Annotated in this window: 20 protein-coding genes; 8 read left to right on the top strand and 12 right to left on the bottom strand. The window is 60.2% G+C overall.

The annotated features are described in order from the left end of the window. The first annotated feature begins 1 nt into the window (after position 1). From BM338_RS05640 to BM338_RS05620, 5 genes are all read left to right on the top strand, one after another. The gene (locus tag BM338_RS05640; protein WP_177229233.1) at positions 2-556 is read left to right on the top strand and encodes a fimbrial protein; all 555 of its coding nucleotides are present in this window, start codon (positions 2-4) and stop codon (positions 554-556) included. Between the two features lie 37 nt (positions 557-593). Beyond that, the gene (locus BM338_RS05635; protein WP_090449811.1) at positions 594-1,604 is read left to right on the top strand and encodes a fimbrial protein; all 1,011 of its coding nucleotides are present in this window, start codon (positions 594-596) and stop codon (positions 1,602-1,604) included. 237 nt (positions 1,605-1,841) lie between these two features. Next, positions 1,842-2,828 carry a fimbrial protein gene (locus tag BM338_RS21325; RefSeq protein ID WP_143109257.1) on the top strand — a complete coding sequence of 329 codons (987 nt, stop codon included), beginning with the start codon at positions 1,842-1,844 and terminating at the stop codon, positions 2,826-2,828. A gap of 237 nt (positions 2,829-3,065) precedes the next feature. Further along, complete coding sequence (locus tag BM338_RS05625) at positions 3,066-4,085, top strand: fimbrial protein (protein ID WP_090449809.1); 1,020 nt, start codon at positions 3,066-3,068, stop codon at positions 4,083-4,085. Between the two features lie 110 nt (positions 4,086-4,195). Then, positions 4,196-4,669: a YybH family protein gene (locus BM338_RS05620; RefSeq protein WP_255367195.1), complete on the top strand. Its 474-nt coding sequence runs from the start codon at positions 4,196-4,198 to the stop codon at positions 4,667-4,669. 200 nt (positions 4,670-4,869) lie between these two features. Here BM338_RS05620 and BM338_RS05615 read toward each other — a convergent pair whose 3' ends face one another. After that, the gene (locus tag BM338_RS05615; RefSeq protein WP_090450130.1) at positions 4,870-5,838 is read right to left on the bottom strand and encodes a helix-turn-helix transcriptional regulator; all 969 of its coding nucleotides are present in this window, start codon (positions 5,836-5,838) and stop codon (positions 4,870-4,872) included. Between the two features lie 85 nt (positions 5,839-5,923). Between BM338_RS05615 and BM338_RS05610 the strand changes: the two genes are divergently transcribed. Further along, complete coding sequence (locus BM338_RS05610) at positions 5,924-6,559, top strand: LysE family translocator (RefSeq protein ID WP_090449808.1); 636 nt, start codon at positions 5,924-5,926, stop codon at positions 6,557-6,559. A gap of 497 nt (positions 6,560-7,056) precedes the next feature. Here BM338_RS05610 and BM338_RS05605 read toward each other — a convergent pair whose 3' ends face one another. Continuing rightward, positions 7,057-7,539: a DUF3224 domain-containing protein gene (locus tag BM338_RS05605; RefSeq protein WP_255367194.1), complete on the bottom strand. Its 483-nt coding sequence runs from the start codon at positions 7,537-7,539 to the stop codon at positions 7,057-7,059. 113 nt (positions 7,540-7,652) lie between these two features. On the opposite strand from BM338_RS05605, the gene BM338_RS05600 reads away from it, so the two are divergent. After that, a complete protein-coding gene (locus tag BM338_RS05600) occupies positions 7,653-8,462 on the top strand; it encodes a helix-turn-helix transcriptional regulator (protein ID WP_090449807.1) in 810 nt (269 codons plus the stop codon). Positions 8,463-8,552: 90 nt separating this feature from the next. On the opposite strand, the gene BM338_RS05595 is transcribed toward BM338_RS05600, so the two are convergent. The 5 genes from BM338_RS05595 to BM338_RS05575 all read right to left on the bottom strand — a co-directional run bounded on the left by BM338_RS05595 (position 8,553) and on the right by BM338_RS05575 (position 13,805). Continuing rightward, a complete protein-coding gene (locus BM338_RS05595) occupies positions 8,553-9,539 on the bottom strand; it encodes an NAD-dependent epimerase/dehydratase family protein (RefSeq protein ID WP_090449806.1) in 987 nt (328 codons plus the stop codon). Between the two features lie 87 nt (positions 9,540-9,626). Then, positions 9,627-10,157, bottom strand: a complete 531-nt coding sequence (locus BM338_RS05590) for a helix-turn-helix domain-containing protein (protein WP_090449805.1) — start codon at positions 10,155-10,157, stop codon at positions 9,627-9,629. 19 nt (positions 10,158-10,176) lie between these two features. Further along, entirely contained in the window at positions 10,177-11,559 is a 1,383-nt protein-coding gene (locus BM338_RS05585) for an HdeD family acid-resistance protein (protein WP_090449804.1), read from the bottom strand. 21 nt (positions 11,560-11,580) lie between these two features. Next, a complete protein-coding gene (locus tag BM338_RS05580) occupies positions 11,581-12,822 on the bottom strand; it encodes an MFS transporter (protein ID WP_218156299.1) in 1,242 nt (413 codons plus the stop codon). Between the two features lie 68 nt (positions 12,823-12,890). Then, positions 12,891-13,805: a LysR substrate-binding domain-containing protein gene (locus tag BM338_RS05575; RefSeq protein WP_090449803.1), complete on the bottom strand. Its 915-nt coding sequence runs from the start codon at positions 13,803-13,805 to the stop codon at positions 12,891-12,893. A gap of 170 nt (positions 13,806-13,975) precedes the next feature. On the opposite strand from BM338_RS05575, the gene BM338_RS05570 reads away from it, so the two are divergent. Further along, the gene (locus tag BM338_RS05570) at positions 13,976-14,677 is read left to right on the top strand and encodes a pirin family protein (protein WP_090449802.1); all 702 of its coding nucleotides are present in this window, start codon (positions 13,976-13,978) and stop codon (positions 14,675-14,677) included. A gap of 202 nt (positions 14,678-14,879) precedes the next feature. Here the strand turns inward: BM338_RS05570 and BM338_RS05565 are convergent, their stop codons facing one another. From BM338_RS05565 to BM338_RS05545, 5 genes are all read right to left on the bottom strand, one after another. Next, on the bottom strand, positions 14,880-16,034 hold the full coding sequence (locus BM338_RS05565) for an alpha/beta hydrolase (protein ID WP_090449801.1): 1,155 nt from the start codon (positions 16,032-16,034) through the stop codon (positions 14,880-14,882). A 175-nt stretch (positions 16,035-16,209) separates the two neighbouring features. Next, positions 16,210-16,581, bottom strand: coding sequence for a nuclear transport factor 2 family protein (locus BM338_RS05560; RefSeq protein ID WP_090449800.1), 372 nt, complete (start codon positions 16,579-16,581; stop codon positions 16,210-16,212). Between the two features lie 183 nt (positions 16,582-16,764). After that, complete coding sequence (locus BM338_RS05555) at positions 16,765-17,010, bottom strand: DUF6868 family protein (protein ID WP_090449799.1); 246 nt, start codon at positions 17,008-17,010, stop codon at positions 16,765-16,767. Between the two features lie 115 nt (positions 17,011-17,125). Further along, the gene (locus BM338_RS05550) at positions 17,126-18,688 is read right to left on the bottom strand and encodes a right-handed parallel beta-helix repeat-containing protein (RefSeq protein ID WP_143109256.1); all 1,563 of its coding nucleotides are present in this window, start codon (positions 18,686-18,688) and stop codon (positions 17,126-17,128) included. 235 nt (positions 18,689-18,923) lie between these two features. Continuing rightward, positions 18,924-19,406, bottom strand: coding sequence for a hypothetical protein (locus BM338_RS05545; RefSeq protein WP_090449797.1), 483 nt, complete (start codon positions 19,404-19,406; stop codon positions 18,924-18,926). Positions 19,407-19,604: the final 198 nt, after the last annotated feature.

Here is a 19,604-nt window from a genome sequence, read left to right as displayed (position 1 = left end):
CATGGAACGTCGATTGAACCATTCGTGCAAGCCAGCATCGCAGCGCGCCCTGATCGGGCTACTCCTGGCCATGGGGTTGGCGGCCACGGCCGGAACCGCCGGTGCAGACACGGCAACCGTCACCATCAATGGCACCATCGATGCAGGCACTTGTTCCATTTCAGTGGGTGACGTCAACAAGAACGTGACCCTGGCTACCATCAAGACCTCCGATCTGCCGGCTTCTGGAGCAGCGGCCCTCCAGAACGTCACGCTTACCGTCGACAACTGCGATGCCGGCCTGAGCACTGCGACGTTCACTTTCACAGGTACGTCCGACGCCACCGATCTCGTGCGCTGGCAAAACACCGGAACCGCGCAAGGCGTGGCGGTGGAGCTGGAATCGAGTGCCGGAGTGCCCATCGGGGCCAATGCGACGAACAACGTGTTGACGGCGCAGATCACGGGTGGCCAGGCGGTGCTTACGTTCCAGGCGGGTTATTGGCATTTGCCGAGCGTCACTGCAACGGCCGGTTCGGTTTCGGCGGTGGCGACTGTTAATACAAGCTACAACTGATGTAATTGCATGCTTGATATTATTGCGCCGCCTCGTAATGGCGGCGATCAAGTCAATTTATGAGTGGGTTAAAATGTGCAGGCAAAAATTATTAACGACCTTTATATTATTCATGATTGCATTTGCGCTTTTGCCGAGCAAGGCAGCGGCGGGATGTATGCCTTATCTTGGTACTATAAATTACAATTTTGGACAGGTGGCAGTTTCGCCATCTCTTAAGGTTGGTGACACCATTGCCCAAATTCGGCCAGTCGGAATTGGTTCGAGTATTTATTGCCGGGGCGACACGGCAACCTTTGGTGGCTTAAAAGGGCCGTTATTTCCAACTAAGAGTGCAGTGATCCCTACAGACTCAAGTTTGAGTCATTATCAGAACCAATTGTATGAAACCAATATTCGAGGAGTTGGGATACTTGTTGCCTATTTATATGGATTGCGGAGCTTATATTGGCCGTCCGGATTTCAGACCTTTGCGGATACTAGTTCTTATTCCGTCTATTTAATTAAAACAGCAGATATTACGAGTGGAGGGGCTCTTACTTTTGGCGATATGAGCTATTTTAGCTTCGACGGAGTTAATATAATTATTCATAGAATTACTGGTGGTAATATCGTTCCGCCTGTTGTTCCAACTTGCACGATCATCGGCACTGATATCAATAAAACAGTGACCTTGCCAAAGGTGAAGAGCAGCGATTTCAATGGCAGCCCGAGTGCGGGCGATATGCCCTTTACCCTTACGGCGGGCAACTGCCAGAACGCGAGCCTGGCCACCTTTACCTTCTCCGGTACGGCCGATGCGGCCAACCCGGTGTTGTTCAAGAACACGGGAAGCGCCACAGGCGTAGGCGTTCGCATTTATCCGGGCAGCGACAGCAGCCAGACCATCGGCGCCAACGGCACCAACAACGTGCAAACGGCTCAGGTTACCGGCGGCCAGGGTGGACAAGCCGTCCTCTCGCTGGGCGCCCAGTACTACAAAACCGCAGCCACCGTTGGCGCGGGACAGGTTACTGCTATAGCAACCGTCACCATGAGCTACAACTGATGCGATTGCGTGGAACGCCACCACTAAATGTCTTGACGATGCGCAAGCTAAATAGTCGCGTTTGGCACAATTCGCCACAGTGATATTAAGTGTTTGATATGAAATTTGAATGACGGCGGTCAGTTTAAGTCTATATTTTTTATATGGCCGTAAAGCTCGCGATAGTTGAGTCTCGTCCGCAGTCGGGCGTCAATAAGCTCATGGAATTTTCAATCTTCACTGCGAGGAGAAATTGTTGTGATTAATGGTTGTCGTGGAAAAATGTGGCTGAATTTTTTACTTTTCATGGGCTTATTTTATTTTTGGCACGACAGTTTCGCCGCTAACTGCACATCTGTCACGTCGATATATAATCGAACTGAAACTCTTACTGCGAATGTGCCGAGCAATCTCGCCAACGGCCAAGTTATCGTGCGTGGTTCAGATACAATTCCGCGTACGCAGTATGGTGCATGTTCAAGTGGCCAAAGTGGGATCGCAGGAATTGGTTTTGGGCGATTGGGTTGGCAGCTCGTTCCTGGCTACACGAATGTTTACACTGCTAGCGGCATGGCGAGCGGTCTTGGAGTTAGAATCCTTGTGGATAATGCGCCTGTAGCACTGGATAGCTTAAGTGGTGTTGGTGGTTTTTTGGCAAAAACTTGGAGAATAGGTCCAGGTGGCGGAAAATTGTTTTTTCAGGGAAGTATTGCCATTGAACTTGTGAAAACGGGTGATATATCATTTATTAATTCCGGCCCTTATTGTATAACCTCAATAGTCGTAGGGCAGAACGGTAACGGCATATCCTATTGCCCCTATGTTAATGCGAGAGTAACGCCAGCTACGTGCAATGTCACTACAACGAATGTGGTTATTCCTCTTGGAAATGTGCAGGCAAGCATATTTACTGCCGTAGGTTCCACGTCTTCCTTGAGTCAAAATTATAATATCAATCTCAATTGCCAAAATTCGCCGAATGTATCCATGAGCATCAATGGCGTTGCGGTTTCGGGAAATAATAACGTTTTTGGGTTGACGGCGGATGCAAATGCTGCAAAGGGTATTGCGGTGCAGCTGGTGCGCAACAACGCCAATGCTGTGCGTGGACAAACTTACCCGATCAGTAATGCTGCTCCGGACGGCACATTGAGTATCCCGATAGCAGCGCGCTATTATCGTATCGGTGATGTCTCGTCGGGCGCTGCCAACGCCAGGATGACAGCCACGTTCACTTACAAATGAGCGGCCGTGGCGAAAAACCATCCATCAAGCCCGTTATCCCGATGGACCCCGAAAAAAGGGGGCAAGAGTCGGGCTCCTGTGACTTCAAGCTCCTGATAAACAAAGACGCTGGATAACCAGCTTCGCTGTTATGAAGCGCTTCGGCGAAAACCGGAGGCACTTCATAACAGCGAAGCTGGTTATCCAGCGTAACGAAAGGTTGTTCGTGTTCCCACAAGGAATTGGAAAGGGATTTTCATGAAGAATGAAAATTGCAGGCCGCGCATATTTAAAATTACTGTACTCGCGATACTTTTCATGGTGGCAAACGGACAGACATTCGCCACTTGCATCGCCTCATCAACGGTCGCCGTGACATTCAACATTCCGAAGATTGTTGCTTCTGTTGGCACAAAAATCGGCGATGAACTTGCCCGTCAAACCCTGCCCTACAATCCAACCAATGTCATTTGCGTAGGCAATGAAGGGGTGGCGCGCATTTATCATCGGGCGGTGACGTATACGTCCTATTCGAATCTCAATCTTGGCTCTACGCTCGGTCTGGCACTGAATACCAATGTGTCTGGCGTGGGCATGATCTTGTCGCTCAGCAGCGCCGCGGGGCAGATTGGACAGCCATTCACGGCTCCTCCCTACCCGATCGATCGCGGTTGGACGTTCTGGGGCCCAATAAACAAGCCAACCCTTTATGCAGTGAATTACACCGTTGTTTTCTATAAGACGGCGGACCCTGTCGCCAGCGGTACGGTTAACGGTGGACAAATCGGTCAAACAGGTAACCTGCTTAACTTTGGAACTTTGTCGCCTGTGGCTCTCTACCTTGGTCCCGTCGAAATAGTTGGCCCAGACCCTACGTGTTCGATTAGTGCGGGTGATGTCAACAAAACCGTGACGCTCAATTCGGCAAAAATAAGCGACTTCATCAACAGCGTGAGTGCGGCTGACAAGCCGTTCACCATCACCGTTGATAACTGCATCAACAATGCGGTGGCGGCCACTTTCACTTTCACCGGAGCCCCGGATCCGGTCAATCCGGTCATTTTCAGGAATACGGCCGGTGCCACGGGCGTAGGCGTGCGATTGTTTTCCAACGATGGCCAGACCATTGGAGCCAACGGCACCACCAATGCGCGCACGATCCCGATCGTTGGTGGCCGAGGAGTATTGCCATTGACGGCTCAGTACTACAAGACCGGAGCCTCGGTGGACGCGGGAAAAGTAAGTGCTCAAGCAACTGTCGCGATGAGCTACAACTGAGGATTGCACTACAGCCGACCGTTGCAGTTACTGTGTGCGCTATGGCGTGAGTTCCAAGCGCCATAGCGACGAACCCGCGATAAGGCGGCCACACACGTGAGGGGTAACAGATGAGGGTGGAAAAGCTTTCCTTATGGGTCGGCGCGCTGCTGTTGATGACCAGCTTCGCAGGCTTCGCTGCTTCGCCATCTACTGCAAGCGATGAGGCAGCGATACAGCAAGTGCTGACGACCACCGAAGCGGCGTGGAACCGTGGCGATATCGTCGGTTTCATGGCTACATACAAAGATGCGCCGGATACCACCTTCATCGGTGCCAGGGTGCGCAAGGGCTTCCAGCCCATCCTTGAGAGCTACAAGAAGAACTACGCCACCAAGGAGCAGATGGGCACGCTGACTTACTCCGACATCGAGGTTCGGTTATTGCCATGCGCGGACGGTCATGCCCAATACGCCACCGCGACCGGTCGTTTCCACCTCGGCCGCACGGTGCATGGTGCGGCTGCCAAGGATGACGGTGTGTTTTCGCTAGTGTGGGAGAAGACCAAGGATGGCTGGAAAGTGATCCTGGATCACAGCAGTTAATGGCTTACTTGGGGCTTTGAATCGCTTCGTGCATTCGTGAGGGGCTTGATCCCACCCCAACCTTCCTCTGCTGGACCGAAGTAGTCCCCGTGGGACACGCAGGGGGGAGTGTTTGGCTTTTTGCTCATCCACTTGTTTGCAGATAGAGATTGCAAGGGGCTCTTGAGCCGGGCTTCATTCATCTACCGGCCTACCCCGCTTCACACTAGGGCGATGGCGTGTGTGTCCGACAACTTGCTCAATCGTTGCGATAAAACACGCAATGCATCACGCAGCTCTGCCGGCTCTCGGATGTCGAAATCAAATGGCTGCCGCGCCAACTGCCGCGCCAGCCAATCGAGTTCGTCCACTTGGGCACGCAGCAGCACGCCATCTTCCACTGGTTCAAACAAGCCCATGCTGCCGCCGAGCCGTTCAAGGGCGTCCTGCAATGTGGTGCGCAACACGATCTCGGCGGTGATCGAGCGCGGCAGGGTGGCGATGCCGAACGTGAGATGTGCCACCGCGTCGAAATTGGACGGACGCACGAAGGTCGCATCGAGCATCCCTGCTTCCGTGACGCGATCCAGCCGGAACGAGCGCAGCCCCTTTCGCAGGTGGCACATGCCCACTACGTACCATTGCCCGCCGCGATGGGCGAGGCCGTAAGGGTCGAGTTCGCGCTCCGTTTCGTCGCCCTCCGCCGAGCGATAACGCATGTGTACGCGGCGATACTGCTGCGCCGCCGTGCTCAGGGTGAACAAGGTGTCGCTAGCGCCTGCGGCGGAGGAGCGCGACAGATCCAGCATCACCGTTTCCGCCACTGCGCGCGTACGGCCCTTGAGCCGCTCCGGCATCACGCGCTCCAGCTTTGCCTGCGCACTGGCCACCGCGGCGGAGGCTTCGGTGAGTCCCATGCTGCGTGCGGCGAGCAGGCCGATCGACAGCGCCAGCGCTTCGTCGTCGGTAAACATCATCGGCGGTAGCTTGAAGCCGGCGATCAGCAGATACGCGCCATGGCGCCCGCGCTCGGCGGTGATCGGTATGCCGATCTCCTCCAGCGTGGCGATGTAGCGGCGCACCGTGCGCGTATCCACCCCTAGTCGGCGCGCGATCTCCGCACCGCTGATGCGACGGTGCGTCTGCAGCAGTTCGAGTACGGCCAGGGCGCGGGTGGTGGGGTGGTACATGGCGCGGAGCATAGCCAACAAACAGGGCTAAAGCCGCCCTGATTACCTCGTAGGCTGCGGCCATACCCAATAGAGGCCCGGCGACATGATTCCTTCGGTGCAATTGAGCCTGTTCTTCCTGCTGGTGCTGGGCATCATCGTGTTGCCCGGGCTGGATATGGCGTATGTGCTGGGCAGTTCGCTAATGGGCGGGCGACGCAGCGGGCTGGCCGCAGTGGGCGGCATCATGCTCGGCGGGGTATGCCATGTGGTGATGGCGACGCTGGGGATCAGTGTGGTGCTGCAGGTTTGGCCGGCGGCGTTTGATGTGGTGTTGTGGCTCGGCGCTGCGTATGTGGTGTGGATCGGTTACGCGATCTGGCGCAGCGACACCGCTTTTCTGCCCGCCGCCGCCGAGCGGCATTCGCGTTGGGTCACGTTTCGGCGCGGCGCGGTGACGTGCCTGCTCAATCCCAAGGCCTACTTGTTCATGCTGGCGGTGTTTCCGCAGTTCATGCGGCGGGAGAACGGGGCGTTGTGGGGGCAGGCGGTGGTGCTGGGGTTGGTGATCGTGGTGACGCAGTTGGCGGTGTATGGGGGATTGGCTTGTGCGGCGGGTGGGGCGCAGGGGTGGTTGGTGGCGCGGCCGGTCTTTGCGCGGGCGGTGGGTAAAGGGGTGGGGGTGTTGTTGGTGGTGATGGGGGTGGGGGCGATGTTGGAAGGGGTGCGTCGCTTCTTTTGACTTGTTTTCTCTTCAGTGGCCCCGTGCTCGCCTTGATCCTTCTCCCTTTGGGAGAAGATGGCCCGAAGGGTCGGATGAGGGTTCGGTCTCGCGCCATTCCCTCCCACTTCGTCATCCCTGCGTAGGCAGGGATCCAGTGGCGTTGTCGTTCGGTTTTAGCGTCTGCGTGCCCTGGCTCGCCTGCGGCGGGCTTCCGAACCGCTGCCGCGGTCCGGGTCACTTTCTCTTTGCTGGCCCAAAGAGAAAGTAACCAAAGAGAAATGGCCTGAGAGCAGGCGGTGGGCTCTGTAGCTGCGCCTTTTCCAGTGTCAGGCGTGGGGATGGTTTTCTTCGGGGCCTTATTGTCCAACCCTCATCGCCGCACGGGCGTCATAGGCTCGCTGCGCATCACCTAATGCAGCATTTCTCCCTCCCCTGCTTGCAGGGGAGGGTTGGGGAGGGGTGATGGGTGCTCGAGATAGTGTTGCTACGTAGCATCTACAGACTTCAATCGCTTCTCACGGCAACTCATAGTCAAACGTATACGTATGCTTCCCCTTCTCATCGATGTGAATCACCATCGCACCGCTCAAACCCACCAGCTCCCCCGTACCCGAATCCGGCACGACCTTCACCGACCAATCCGGTACGCCGCGATGCATGGTGGCGCTATGTACAAAGATGAAGGTGCCGCGCTTGCCGTGAAGGGTGCCGCTGACCTTTTCCAGCGCCACATAAGCGCCTGAGCCTTGCGTCTCGGTCATCGTCGCCAGCATTTCGCCCTGGCTGCTGCCTTCCAGATCGCCGTGGAAGTGTTTGTCGATGGTTTGCCGGCCCACACCGGTAGCTTCAAAACCGGGTGTGGTTGGTTGTGGCCCCATCTTGACGTCAAAATCGCCGCTGGCGTGCATGATCGTGGTCTCCTTGGAAGTGGCATGTGCGGCTGCGGTCAGCGCAAGGGTCAGCATGATCGCAGCGGCCCGTATGTGTCGGCTATGCATGGCGGTGGCCCTGCCCTATGGCGCGGCGCGCCTCGCCGCCTTGGGGTGTATGACAACAGGATCGGTGGGCCGATGATTGGAAAAACGCGACAGCATCACGCGAGGCCGCAGCCATGAATAATGCCGAAGCGGGTAAGGCGCGCGGTGTACTGCGGTCAAAGCTGGAGCATGGCAGTTTTCAGCACGAACGCCGGCTGCCCTGCCCGCCGTTGGCCTGGCTGATCGAGCATTTCTGGTTTGTAGGCTGGGATCTGCGCGGCTTGCCGCCGCAAACGCAGGAGACCTTGCCGCACCCCAACGTGCATCTGGTGATCGAGCCGCCGCAGGCGCGTATCTATGGTGTGCATAGCGGCCGCTTCACCTGCGAGTTGAAAGAACAGGGGCGCACGTTTGGCATCAAGTTCAAAGCCGGCGGTTTCTATCCTTTCCTGAAATCATCGGTCGCCACACTGATGGACACATCGCTCGCCGTGCCCGACGTATTCGGTGCTGATGCCGGGTCATTTGAGGCCGACGTGCTGGCGGCGGCGGATGTCGATGCCATGATCGCCCTCGCCGAGCGTTTCCTGCTCGATCGCCTGCCGCCACACGACGCGATGGTCGAGCGCGTCAGCACCATCGTCGCCAGCATTGCCGATGATCGCGGCATCACCTCGGTCGAGCAGGTATGCGAACAAAGTGGACTGGGCACGCGTGCGTTGCAGCGGCTGTTCCAGCAATACGTTGGCATTGGCCCCAAGTGGGTGATCAACCGCTATCGCCTGCACGAAGCCATCGCGCAATTGCAGGAAGGCCGCGCCGTTGCCTGGGCCGAGCTGGCGCTGGAGCTGGGCTACTTCGACCAGGCCCATTTCATCCGCGACTTCCGCAAACTGGTGGGCCGCACCCCCGCCGAATACGCGCGAAGCGAGGCTACGCCGTAGGAGCGCACCCGGTGCGCGAAAGGCCCGCAACGCGGGCCCATGTCTGTAGATGTACGCCCTAGCAAGTCGGGTCGCGCACCGGGTGCGCTCCTACGGGGTGACGGGGTACGGCATGTCGCCGAACGTGGTGTCGTGATATCCCTTCGCACCGACGGCTAGCGCGAGCGGGCTGCGGAAATCGCGCCCCGCCGCAAGACAAGCCAGCACCTGCGCAAAGTGATACTTCGGCTGCCAGCCAAGCTCATGCCGCGCGAGTGCGTTGACGTAGACGCGGTCCACGCGCGGAAACATGCGCCAACCGCGCGCGTTGTACAGCGCCTGGAAAGAAGGGAACAAACGTTGCACCACGGCGGGCGCATCGCGGTGCAGTAGCGCGAGGTCCTCCGGGGCGAACGGCGAGGTGGCGGAGATGATGTAACGGCCGAAGCCGACGGCTGGCGCGCGTTCTACGGCAAGCAGATGCGCGCTCACCACATCCTCGATATCGGCACGGCGGTATAGCAGCTCGTTCGCTTGCGCATTGGCGATGTCATAGGCGTCGCGCGTCCCCGCGTGGTCGTCCGCCTCGGGAAAAAAGCGCGAGGTGCGCAGCACCAGTACCGACAGGCGCTGCTTGCGGTGGAACAGTTCGCACAGGTTCTCGGCAGCGAGCTTGGTGGTGCCGTAGATGTTCTTGGGAATCGGCGCCACGTGCTCGTTGATCCACGCCGCCGGCTGACCCGTGCCGGGTGTCAGTGCAGCGCCAAAGGTGCTGGTGGTGCTGGTGAACACGAACGCGCTCACCCCCGCGGCGACGGCTTCTTCCAGTAAGGCCAGCGTGCCGCTGATATTGGTGTCGATAAAGTCCTGCGCCGAATGCGTGGCCACATGCGGCTTGTGCAGCGTGGCGGTATGGATCACCGCACGCACACCGCGCATGGCAGTGCGCACAAAGGCGCGGTCCGCGATATCGCCAACGCGTTGCGTGAATGGCGAAGCTTTGCGATCGATACCGATGGCGCTGCGCGACGCGGCATGCAGGCTGCGCATCAACGCTTCGCCGAGATGGCCGGCGCTGCCTGTCACCAGGATGGTCATGGCGTGCTCTCGTGTTGCCTGTGTGCAGATCGCCAGCCTAGCAACGGTATGTCGGCGCGGCCACGCATAAATTATGCACTGGCGCGCTCAGGCCACAGCCGTGACCAATCGGCCGGCGCTGCCGTCAGCCAGCGGCACGCGTTCCCATAGCGCCATGCCGGGGCGGATCGGCAGCGAGGCATTGGTGCCGGTGGTGATTTGCAGCGAACTTTGCATGCCTTCGTACCAGCCGCGTCGTTCCAGCGTGGATTCCGCTTGCAGGATTTCCGGTGTGGCATAGACCAGCAACGACGTGCCCAGCAATTCTGATAGCGGCCTGCGCCACTCGGCCAAGCGCGAGGGTGACACCGCCAGCAATCGGTGGGTGCGGTCGCAGATCAGATGCACCTTGTGCGTGGACGACTGGACCAGTCGCTTCAATGCCGCATCCTGTGCGGGACCGGGGTGCGCCTCCAGCAGCCGTTGCACATCACGCTGCTGCGCTGGCGACATCTCCAGCTCGCCACGTTCCCAGCGAGATACCGTCGATTGTGTGACGCACATCAACTGCGCGAGATGCGCCTGTTTCATGCCGCGCAATTGGCGCAGGCGGCGCAATGAAGATCCCCATGGACTCATGACATGTTCTCCCGGCCTGTCAGCTTCCGGTCGCTTTGGTATGCCGCTTGGCTTCCACTTCCCGCTGGATCGCTCCCATGCTCTGGATCGGCTGGCCCTTGATCACCATCGAGGCATAGCGCCACGCGCGCTGGAAGGAAATGATCAAGCTGTACCAACCCCACGGTGCTGGCTGGATCGCCGCATGCATGGCACGCGCATAGTCGAGCACCAGGCCCGGTGTCCACGCCATCGCCTCGGCGCGTTTGCGCAGCTGCGCGGCCACCCATAGTTCCGGATTCAGCATGGCGCGCAGGAAAACCATCAGCCCCGCACCATCGCGAGCCAGGCTGCCTTCCAGTGCGGCTTCCAGACAATGCGCCACCGTGCTGGAACAGTTGCGACTGGTGAGGTTGTAGGTGGTGTCCTGGCGATAGCGCAGCCAGAACGCCAGCAACCGGCCACGATCGTAATCGGTGAAGCGCACCTGGGCGGTGGAGTTGCACCAGCCGGCGGACTCGATGGCGTAGGAAGGCTGGAACTTGCCCTCCACATTGTTCTCGGTGGTTGCGCGCAGCATCCGTGCGAAGTCACCGCCGGTACGGTCGATCTCCACGGCGGGGTAGTGGCTCACGTAGATATCCGGTGCGCATTCCAGCGCGGCGTGACCGGTGGAGACCACGCCCTTGCCGTCGACAGCGGCGATATAGCGGTCCACCAGCGGTTGCGGCACCACATCTTCGGCAGAACCGGAAGGCGTCCACACATGCACCACCAGTTCGCCGGCATCGCCCATCACGGCTTCGGGTTTCAACTCACGCTCGGTCGGTGGCAGGCCGCGTGCCAGCAGCAGCGAGAGCGCAGCGTTGTCTGGCAGGCGCTTCAGGCGCACGGCCTGGCGTAGCAGGCCGATGCCGGAAAGGAACAGACCCATGCCGATGCAGTAAGGCACCGTGCCCGCATAGAAGGTGGGATACGGCTCGAACATAAAGGCCGCGAACAGCACTTCCAGCACGCCGGTCATCAACGACAAATGCCAACCGTTGAAGCGCACCACCGCCGCCGCGGCGATGCGGAAACCACCGTCGATCAGAAAGCACAGCCCGAACAGCATGGCCAAAATTACGCTGGCCGCATGGTGCGCGTCGATAATCAACAGGCCCAGCACCAGGAACGCCACGCCGCGCGCCTTGCGCAGCACTGCCGTGGTACCCGGTCGCGGCGACGACACCACCAAAGTCGCCACCGCCTCAATCAGCACTAGGTAACCGAACACATGGATGGGGAAATACATCACGCCATCCAGTGCATCGATAAAGATCGCCGCACCCAGCGCCGCCCACAGCGCACCTATCGCAGCCAGCAGCGGCCAGCGTCGCTTGATGTAATTCGTGCCCAACAGAAGCAGACCGAGTCGAACCATGCTTCGCTCCTAGTCCATGGCTCAGGTCGCGCTGCGCGAGCGCGCCAGAAACACTGCGAACACCGCGCAGCCCAGCGCGATCATCCCCGGCAGGCCGAATAGCGCATTCACGCCCATCGCCACGCCTGCCAGTGCGGGGCCGGCCAGCGCACCCAGGCCCCAGGCCATGCCCATCACTGCGTACACACCCACCAGATCGCTGCCTTCGAAGCGGCTGCCCACCATCGCCAGCATCACCGTATAGATGCCCACGAACAGCCCGCCCCAAACAAACACCACGCTGAAAGCGAGCCAGGTCTGGCTCAGCGCAAACGGCCACAGCAATGCGCCGAACGCGGAAATCAGAGCCAGCACCATCACCAGCCGCTGCTTGTCCATGCGATCCGCCAGCCAGCCGATCGGCAGCTGCAGCAGGATCGCACCCAGCATCAGCGTGGAGATCAACTGCATCGCCTGGCTCTCGGTCCAACCCTGCCCGGTCGCATACAGCGCGATAAACGACAGCCCCGCCGTTTCCACGCCGGCGTTGAGCACGGTGGTCGCCATCGCCACCGGCGCCAGTCGCAGATACTTCATGGGCTGGGCTGACTCTGGCCGGCTGCGCGCGGGTGCGGTGACCCACGGCAGCGCAAGAAACACCACTGCGCCAAGCGCGATGGCGGCGCCGATCAGATACGCCTTCGCACTCACCCCCATTACCGACAGCAGCGCCGGCCCCAGCACCATGCCCAGCGACAGCGATGCGGTGTAGATCGCCATGGTGCGTCCACGCGCCTGCTGCGTGCTCAACACGTTGGTCCAGGTTTCCGACATCACGAACAGCGCCTCGGCCGCCGCGCCAAGCAGCACGCGCAACGGAAACCACCACAGGACGTTGCTGATGCCAGTGAATAGGGCGAGCGTGATGGCAGTGATCAGTAACGCGAGCATCGCCAGACTGCGAGCGCCCAGTCGCGCTGCCAGCGCCGGCATTGCCGGTGCGATCAGCAACACGCCGAGTGCATGCATCGCCGCGTTGATGCCAATAAACGTACTGGAATGGCCGCGCTGCTCGAGATTCATGGCGATCAACGGCGCGGAGAGGCTATAGCTCAGGCCGAAGATGGTGGCAGCGGCGATCACCGCGCCGGTGGAAAAGTGGCGACGCCACGGCGTCATGCCGTTGGCGCTCACGATGGGCGCTTCAGCGGCGGCGGGCCCGGCGAACGGCATCGCCAGCTCGTCCTGTCGCTGCTGTTGTTCCTGATCGAGCCGATCGCGCATGCCATTCCCTCGGAGGCGTCGCCACGCAACGGCCGAAGCTTAGCCGATAACAGCAAGCGACTTCGCGACTAACACGACAGTGCGAGCAATCGATCAAGCGTGCCAGCGCGGCGCGCGCGCTCGATCCACCAGCGCAGCGCGGCGCCATCTTCGCCGGTGCGCCAGGCGAGATAGAAGGTTTCGGCCGGCTTCGGCTCTTCCACCTCCTTCACGATCAACTCACCGCTGCGCACCGCCGCGCGCACATACGGCTCCGGCAGAAAACCGAAACCGAGCCCCGCGCGCTGGTAGTCGTACTTGCTGCGGATATCAGGCACGGTCAGCGCATCCTGGCCGAACAGCAGGCCCACGGTGCGCGATACCAGTTTGCGCGCCGTATCGCCGACAGCAATGGCGCGGTGCTGCTGCAGATCCAGCTTGCTCAACGGATGCGGCACGGCGGCGAGCGGATGACCCGGCGCCACCACAAACACAAACGGCATCACGCCCATCGGCTCGGCGATATAGCCGCCGCCGGAAGGTCCTTCGCCGGCCGCGCCGATCAACAGATCCGCGCGCCGTTCGAGCAGCGTCTCCCACGTGCCGGACAGCGCCTCCTGGCCAATGCGCAGGCGTGTGCGATCGGCCACTTGGTAAAACGCCTGCACATCCTCCTGCAGCGCGATCGGCGCCAGCAGCGAATCGATGCCGATGGCGAACTCGGTTTCCCAGCCGGAGGCGACGCGCCGCACGCGCGCCTCCAGATCCTGCGCGGCGCGCAACAGGTGCCGGCCTTCCTTCAACAGCTCCTGCCCGGCACGGGTCAGCGCCACTTTGGGGCCGCTGCGCTCGAACACTGTCACGCCAAGGTCTTCCTCCAACTTGGCCACGGTGTAGGAGATGGTGGAAGGCACCCGGTGCAACTCCTTGCCCGCCGCCGCGAACGAGCCGCGGCGATCGATGGCGTCCAGGATCTGCAGGGCGTCGAGGCTGAGTCTGAGCATTCGAAAAATTCGATGATAGGGCGGAAATATTTCCGCTTTTTGAGAGGGAATCGGGGGTTCATACTCTCCCCATCAACCATCGATGGCAAGGTTTTTCGGGGCTTCAAGGCTCCTCTGCCGGCCACATAGGCCACCATCGACCTAATCGCATATAGAACCGGAGATATCCCATGTTGCAGGTACGTAAGAGCGAAGAACGCGGTCTGGCCGAGCACGGCTGGCTGTCGTCCCGCCACACCTTTTCCTTTGCCGAGTACTACGACCCCAAGCACATGGGCTTCGGTCCGCTGCGCGTAATCAACGAAGACCGCGTGCAGGGCGGCCAGGGCTTCGGCACCCACGGCCACCAGAACATGGAGATCATTTCCTACGTGCTCGGCGGCGCGCTGGAACATAAAGACAGCCTGGGCACCGGCTCCGTGCTGCGCTACGGCGACGTGCAGCGCATGAGCGCCGGCACCGGTGTGCGCCACAGCGAGTTCAACCACGACCCCAAGGACACCGTGCACTTCCTGCAGATCTGGGTCATGCCGGAACAGCAGGGCGTGAAGCCGAGCTATGAGGAGAAGCACTTCGACGAGGCTTCCAAGCGCGGCCAGCTACGCCTGATCGTGTCGCCGGATGGCCGCGAAGGTTCGCTGCGTATGAACCAGGATGCGTATCTCTATGCGTCGATCCTCGATGGTGCCGACAAGCTCACCCATCCGCTGGCGTCGGGCCGACTCGGTTACGTGCAAGTGGCGCGCGGCAGCCTCAGCGTCAACGGCACGCGGTTGAATGCCGGCGATGCGTTGAAGATCGAAAACGAAAGCGACATCACGCTGGAAGGCGCGGAGTCGGCGGAAGTGTTGGTATTTGATTTGCCGCGTTGATGGGGATGTCATCGAGGAGCCCCAACGTTCGGCGAAGATGATTAGCTCCCTCCCCTGCTCGCAGGGGAGGGTTGGGGAGGGGTGAGTGCTTGAGAAAGCGCTACAGGAAAGGTTTTCGCAAGGGCCGACCCCCTCCCGGCCTCCCCCTGCTAGCAGGGGGAGGAGAAAAGCTGTCTATCTGGAGCGCAATATTCATCAAAGCCTAGGGTGAGTCCGTCTTCGATGCGTGCTTGGCGCCCATATCGTCCGGTCTCTCCCCAGCCAGCGGCCGCACATACTCCACCAGCGACATCAGCGTCTTCCCCGGCTCTTCATTCATCACCTCGTGCGCGGAATCCTCGAACCACACCAGCCGCTTCGACGGCGCCTGCACTTTCTCAAACCACGCCGCGCCGAGGCTCGACGAAACGTTGTGGTCGTGCCGCCCCAAAAACAGAATCAGCGGGCAGTCGAGTCGCCTGACCTTGTCCAGATCCAGCGTAACGGCAGCGCTGAGCAGCTTGTCGACCGAGTAGCCGCTGGCCTCGCCAACCAGTGCGACATCACGATCGGTGTACTCGGGCGATAGCGACATCGCAGCACTCTCGGCCTGCCCGCCTGTTCTGCGGTACACCATGCCGCCAAACTGGTTGAGCCACTTCCGCTGCACCATCAGGTCCTTGAGCAACACCGGCTTTGTCCCCTGCGCGTACGGTGCGAGGGATTGCAGCTCCTTGATGGCTTCCGTGTTTCCCGCCTTGCGCGCCTCGGTCATGGCGAACTGCCACCCTTGGCGTTCGCTCTCCGGCATGTTGGTCATCTGGCCGATGCCGACATAGGCGTACAGCCAGTCCGGATGCCGCCGCGCCACCTCGAGCCCAAGGTACGAACCCCACGAGTGGCCGAGCACAAAGATCTTCTCTTTGCCGAACTCCTTGCGCAGCCACGCCACCATTTCCTCGGCATCGCCGACCATGCGTTCCGGCGTCATCGTCGGCGCGACCGCCGCAGGATCGTTGTCCGCGTAGGTGCTGCCGGCACCGCGCTGATCCCACTGCACCACGGTGAAGTATTCCTCCCAGCCTCGCTGGTAGTACCAGCTCACCGGCATCGACACCCAGCCGGGCCCGCCATGCAGCACGAGCAGCACGGGATTCCGCTTGTTGTTGCCGCGAATGCTCACCCATTGATCAATCCCGCCGATGCGTACCTTCTCGTGCCGCTCCACACCATCGGGGGTCACGATGCGGCGCATGTCGGCAATGATCTTGATGGCCTCGGCCCGGTTGCCCGGCGATGCCGGCTCTTCAGCTCTCAGGCATGAACTGCCGGCACATAGCCCCAGCACGGCGACGAACGATAAAAATCCAATACGCATGGACACCCTCTCTCAGCGGAAGCGCTGTCGAGCAGGGACAAGGCAAGAGGCGTGCCGTCCTGCGGTGATCGTTGCATCACGCTGTTTTCGTGGATCGCCGGATACATCGTGAGCCTCCACCTACTGTCCGCGGACAAGCGTGCGGACGCCCGGGGGCAATAGAAGCCTCGTCGCCTCAACGCGTCACAAACCCACCCTCGGGCGCGTCATGCGGGATGGACCAGCCGAAATAAACTTCGGCTTCGACGATCTTGTCTCCGCGAATGGTCAGCCGTTCCGTGTTCCGAAACCGGTGGCCACGCACGTCATTTCCTTCATAGACAACAAAAACATGTTCGCCGTGAGGCACCACTTCAATGAAATCGAACGCGCTGATGTGCTCGCTGTTAGGCCAGCACCGCTCGAAGTAGGTCGCACGGTCCAGGCGGTTATCCAGCGGGCTAGTGAAGTGAAAGCCCTCGGCGATAAGGGCTTCGATAGCTGCCCGGTCATGGTTGGCATAGGCGAGATAGCTTGCCCGTGCAATGTCTGCAGTGTTTTTCAACATGGTCATCTCCTTCATGGCTTGAGATGAATACCTCCCCGGTTGGCGAGCAGCCGTCATGGAAGTCGTGCGGCTGGTTTCACGTCCAGCCTTATCCATGCGACGAGCGGGAAATGGCTGGATCGACACGGCCAGCCGACATGCGTGAACGCAGAACTGCGCGGGACGCCCCTTGGAGCGGCTTCCTTATTTGGAAGCCAGGCAGAGCGCAATCCACGGCATCAGGTTGAACAAGAGGATCCCGATTTTGTAGACGGCAAGTCCTAAGTAGTTCGCGGCGTCAAAGGTCTCCGCCGAAAGCTTGAACCAGCGGGTGTGCACCCGGTACATCCAGCCCCTGGCGAAGATAAAGACGCCGGACCAGATAAGCAGGACGGCGTAGTTCAAGACTACGCACCAGAGAAGAACATCTTTCATCAGGCTTGTTGTCATGACGTATCTCCACCGCGCGTGGTGACATGAACACTCTACCCCTTGCCGAAGCTCGTGGTGACGCCGCATCACAACGATGGGCCGGCAGTGCCAGCCCATCGTTGCAACGGTTCGTTCAGGGCCGCTGATACGCGCCGATATCGATCAGACCCGCACTACTCACGCGTGGCTGCCCCGCGTAATCCACGGTACCGATCGTTGTCGACGGCAGCAGCAGTCCCGTGCCGCGTGCCGGAGACGTTACGTTGACGTGCAGGTCGGGTGGTGTGGTGGTGATGTTCTGGAACAGCGGATCAACCAGCACCGTCGCCTGATCGCTGTGGCTGGCCGATCGGTAAGCAGCCATGCCGGTGTAGCTCTTGCCCAGCCATACCCAGTTGGCGTTGTCGGCGCCGCCATCGGCGAAATAGAGGTTGTGGTCGATGGTGCCGGGGTTGCCATAGCCGGCATTGCCCGACGTGCCCGGCCAGAAATTCACCAGTAAGCCGTTGGCATTGGCGTAGAGCAGATTGTTCTCGAACACCGTACCGCTGGCGTGGTACTGGATCTGGAACTCGCCACTGCCCGTTGCCTGGGTGTCATTGCGGAACAGCGTGTTGTTGACGATGGTGGCGTTCTGAGTTCCGCCATTGCCGCTGCTGGCGCCGCCGATCGAAATACCCGTCACGTTGGAAAACTGCACCAGATTGTTTCGCGCCGTGACATAGCTGGTGAAGCGCCCCGAGGTCTCGCACGCCAGCTCAATACCGATATCGGCCTGCTGCACCAGGTTGCGCTCGATCACGATGCGCGTACCGCCTTCCACGTAGATGCCGTCACTGGAAAAGTCCCCGGCGGGGTACGCGGCATTGCCCTGCGAACTGATCTTGTAGACCGTGTTGCCGCTGATCACGCCATCGCGGGCCTGGCTCTGGAACGTACTGCCGCTGCTGGTCACCATGGTTTCGTAGCCGAGCGCGGCGATGCCGATATTGTCGTTGTCGTGCACCTTGTTATTGGAGATCGTCCACTGCTCCACGTTGCCGGTCAGCGACAGCGACTCACTGCAGCCAAGGCGGAGGTGATCGACTTCATTGCCGCTGATGGTCAGGCCACTGATCGACGTCAGCGGGTCGTTGGCGTACACCTCGATGCCGAAGGCGTTGCCGTTCGGGCAGCGCTCCAGTTTGTTGACGATGTCGTGGATGCGGTTGTTGAGAATCTGTACCTGGCTGCCGCCGCCGGAGATATAGATGCCGATGGGTGTCGCCGTGCTGCTGTTGGCGCTGTAGTAACCCACGTCAAAGCCCTGGATCGTCACGTAGCTGACGTTGTTCAAGTTCCACAGGCCGCGCATGTTATTGGCAGGAGCTACCAGCCCGCTGCCGTTGAGCGCCGCCGTTTCACCTGGATAGCTGGCGAAAACAATCGGCCCGGCCGCCGAACCGGACTGCCGCACATCGACTGTTTCCTTATAGGTGCCGCCGCGCACATAAACCGTATCGCCCGCCAACACACCGCGCGCCGCGCGACCGATCGTGCGCCACGGCGCGTCCAGCGTGCCGGCAGCGTTGTCGTCGCCGGTGCTGGCGACGTAATACGTATGACCCGTACCTGCCCAGGCCGACTGTGCCAGGGAATACACAGCCAATGTCGCGCACAAGCCATGCGCAAGCATCCGAACCTTGCTGCTCTTCATGCCGATCTCCATCTCTGCTTCAGGGGATGTCGCCACCCTTGCGATGGCAACAGGGGAACTGCGCAACAGGCATGGAAGAAGAGGCACGCGCCAGACGTAAGGATCGCGCAAGATTTCTTGGACACGGCGACTGCGCAGGTGGCGAAGTCTGCGCGCCTGCGTGAATCGGTTTTATGACTGTGTTCTCAAGCGCGGTGTCGAGGTGAAGCGGTGTTGTGCCTGGCTGACTCCGACGCTATCGGACGCGCGTGAAGTAATGCGTCCGCATGATCGGCAAACCGTTGTCTCCGAAATACACGGCGGTCTCGACAAGAGATTTGCCGTCCGCCGCAACGGCGTAGACACGCGTCGATGCTGGAACACCTTCCCTGGCGAGCGCCATGACCAGGACATTCGGTGCGGGTGACTTCAAGGCAACGGTGTCAGCTTCCGGGCTGCCCTGGACGGGCGCGGCCGTGCCATCGAGAGCGGTGGTCCCTACAGCATGGCTCTCCCCTCCACCGGCATCGACGATATCGACATGCGTCGTCCACTTGCCCTCGCCCGCGTCAGCAAACGCTATCGTGGCGCTCTTCGGCCGCGCCTCCGGAGGCATCGGCAAACGCGAAACATCGACGGTCCAACGGCCGATCAGGGGAGACGCGGAAGACGTGCGTGCAAGAGCCGGGGCGTTATGCATCACGCCAGCGATCAGCAGGGCGGCAAAGAGCGCTTTCATAGGAACTCCCCATGGGTTGGCGAGCGGCAGGGTATGACAACGGGGGAGTGCGGCAAAAGTCCCCGGGGCCGCGGGGTGCGCTTTTCATAACCCCCGATTAGCTCCGAATCTCAGCCGCTACATGAAGCTCTACGCCCGTCATTCCGGCGAAGGCCGGAATCCAGTGAGGTCAGTTGTGCGAAGCACTCAACATAGATT

The organism is Dyella sp. OK004, assembly GCF_900114495.1.
GTDB lineage: Bacteria > Pseudomonadota > Gammaproteobacteria > Xanthomonadales > Rhodanobacteraceae > Dyella_D.
This window is presented reverse-complemented; position numbering and strand designations above follow the sequence as displayed.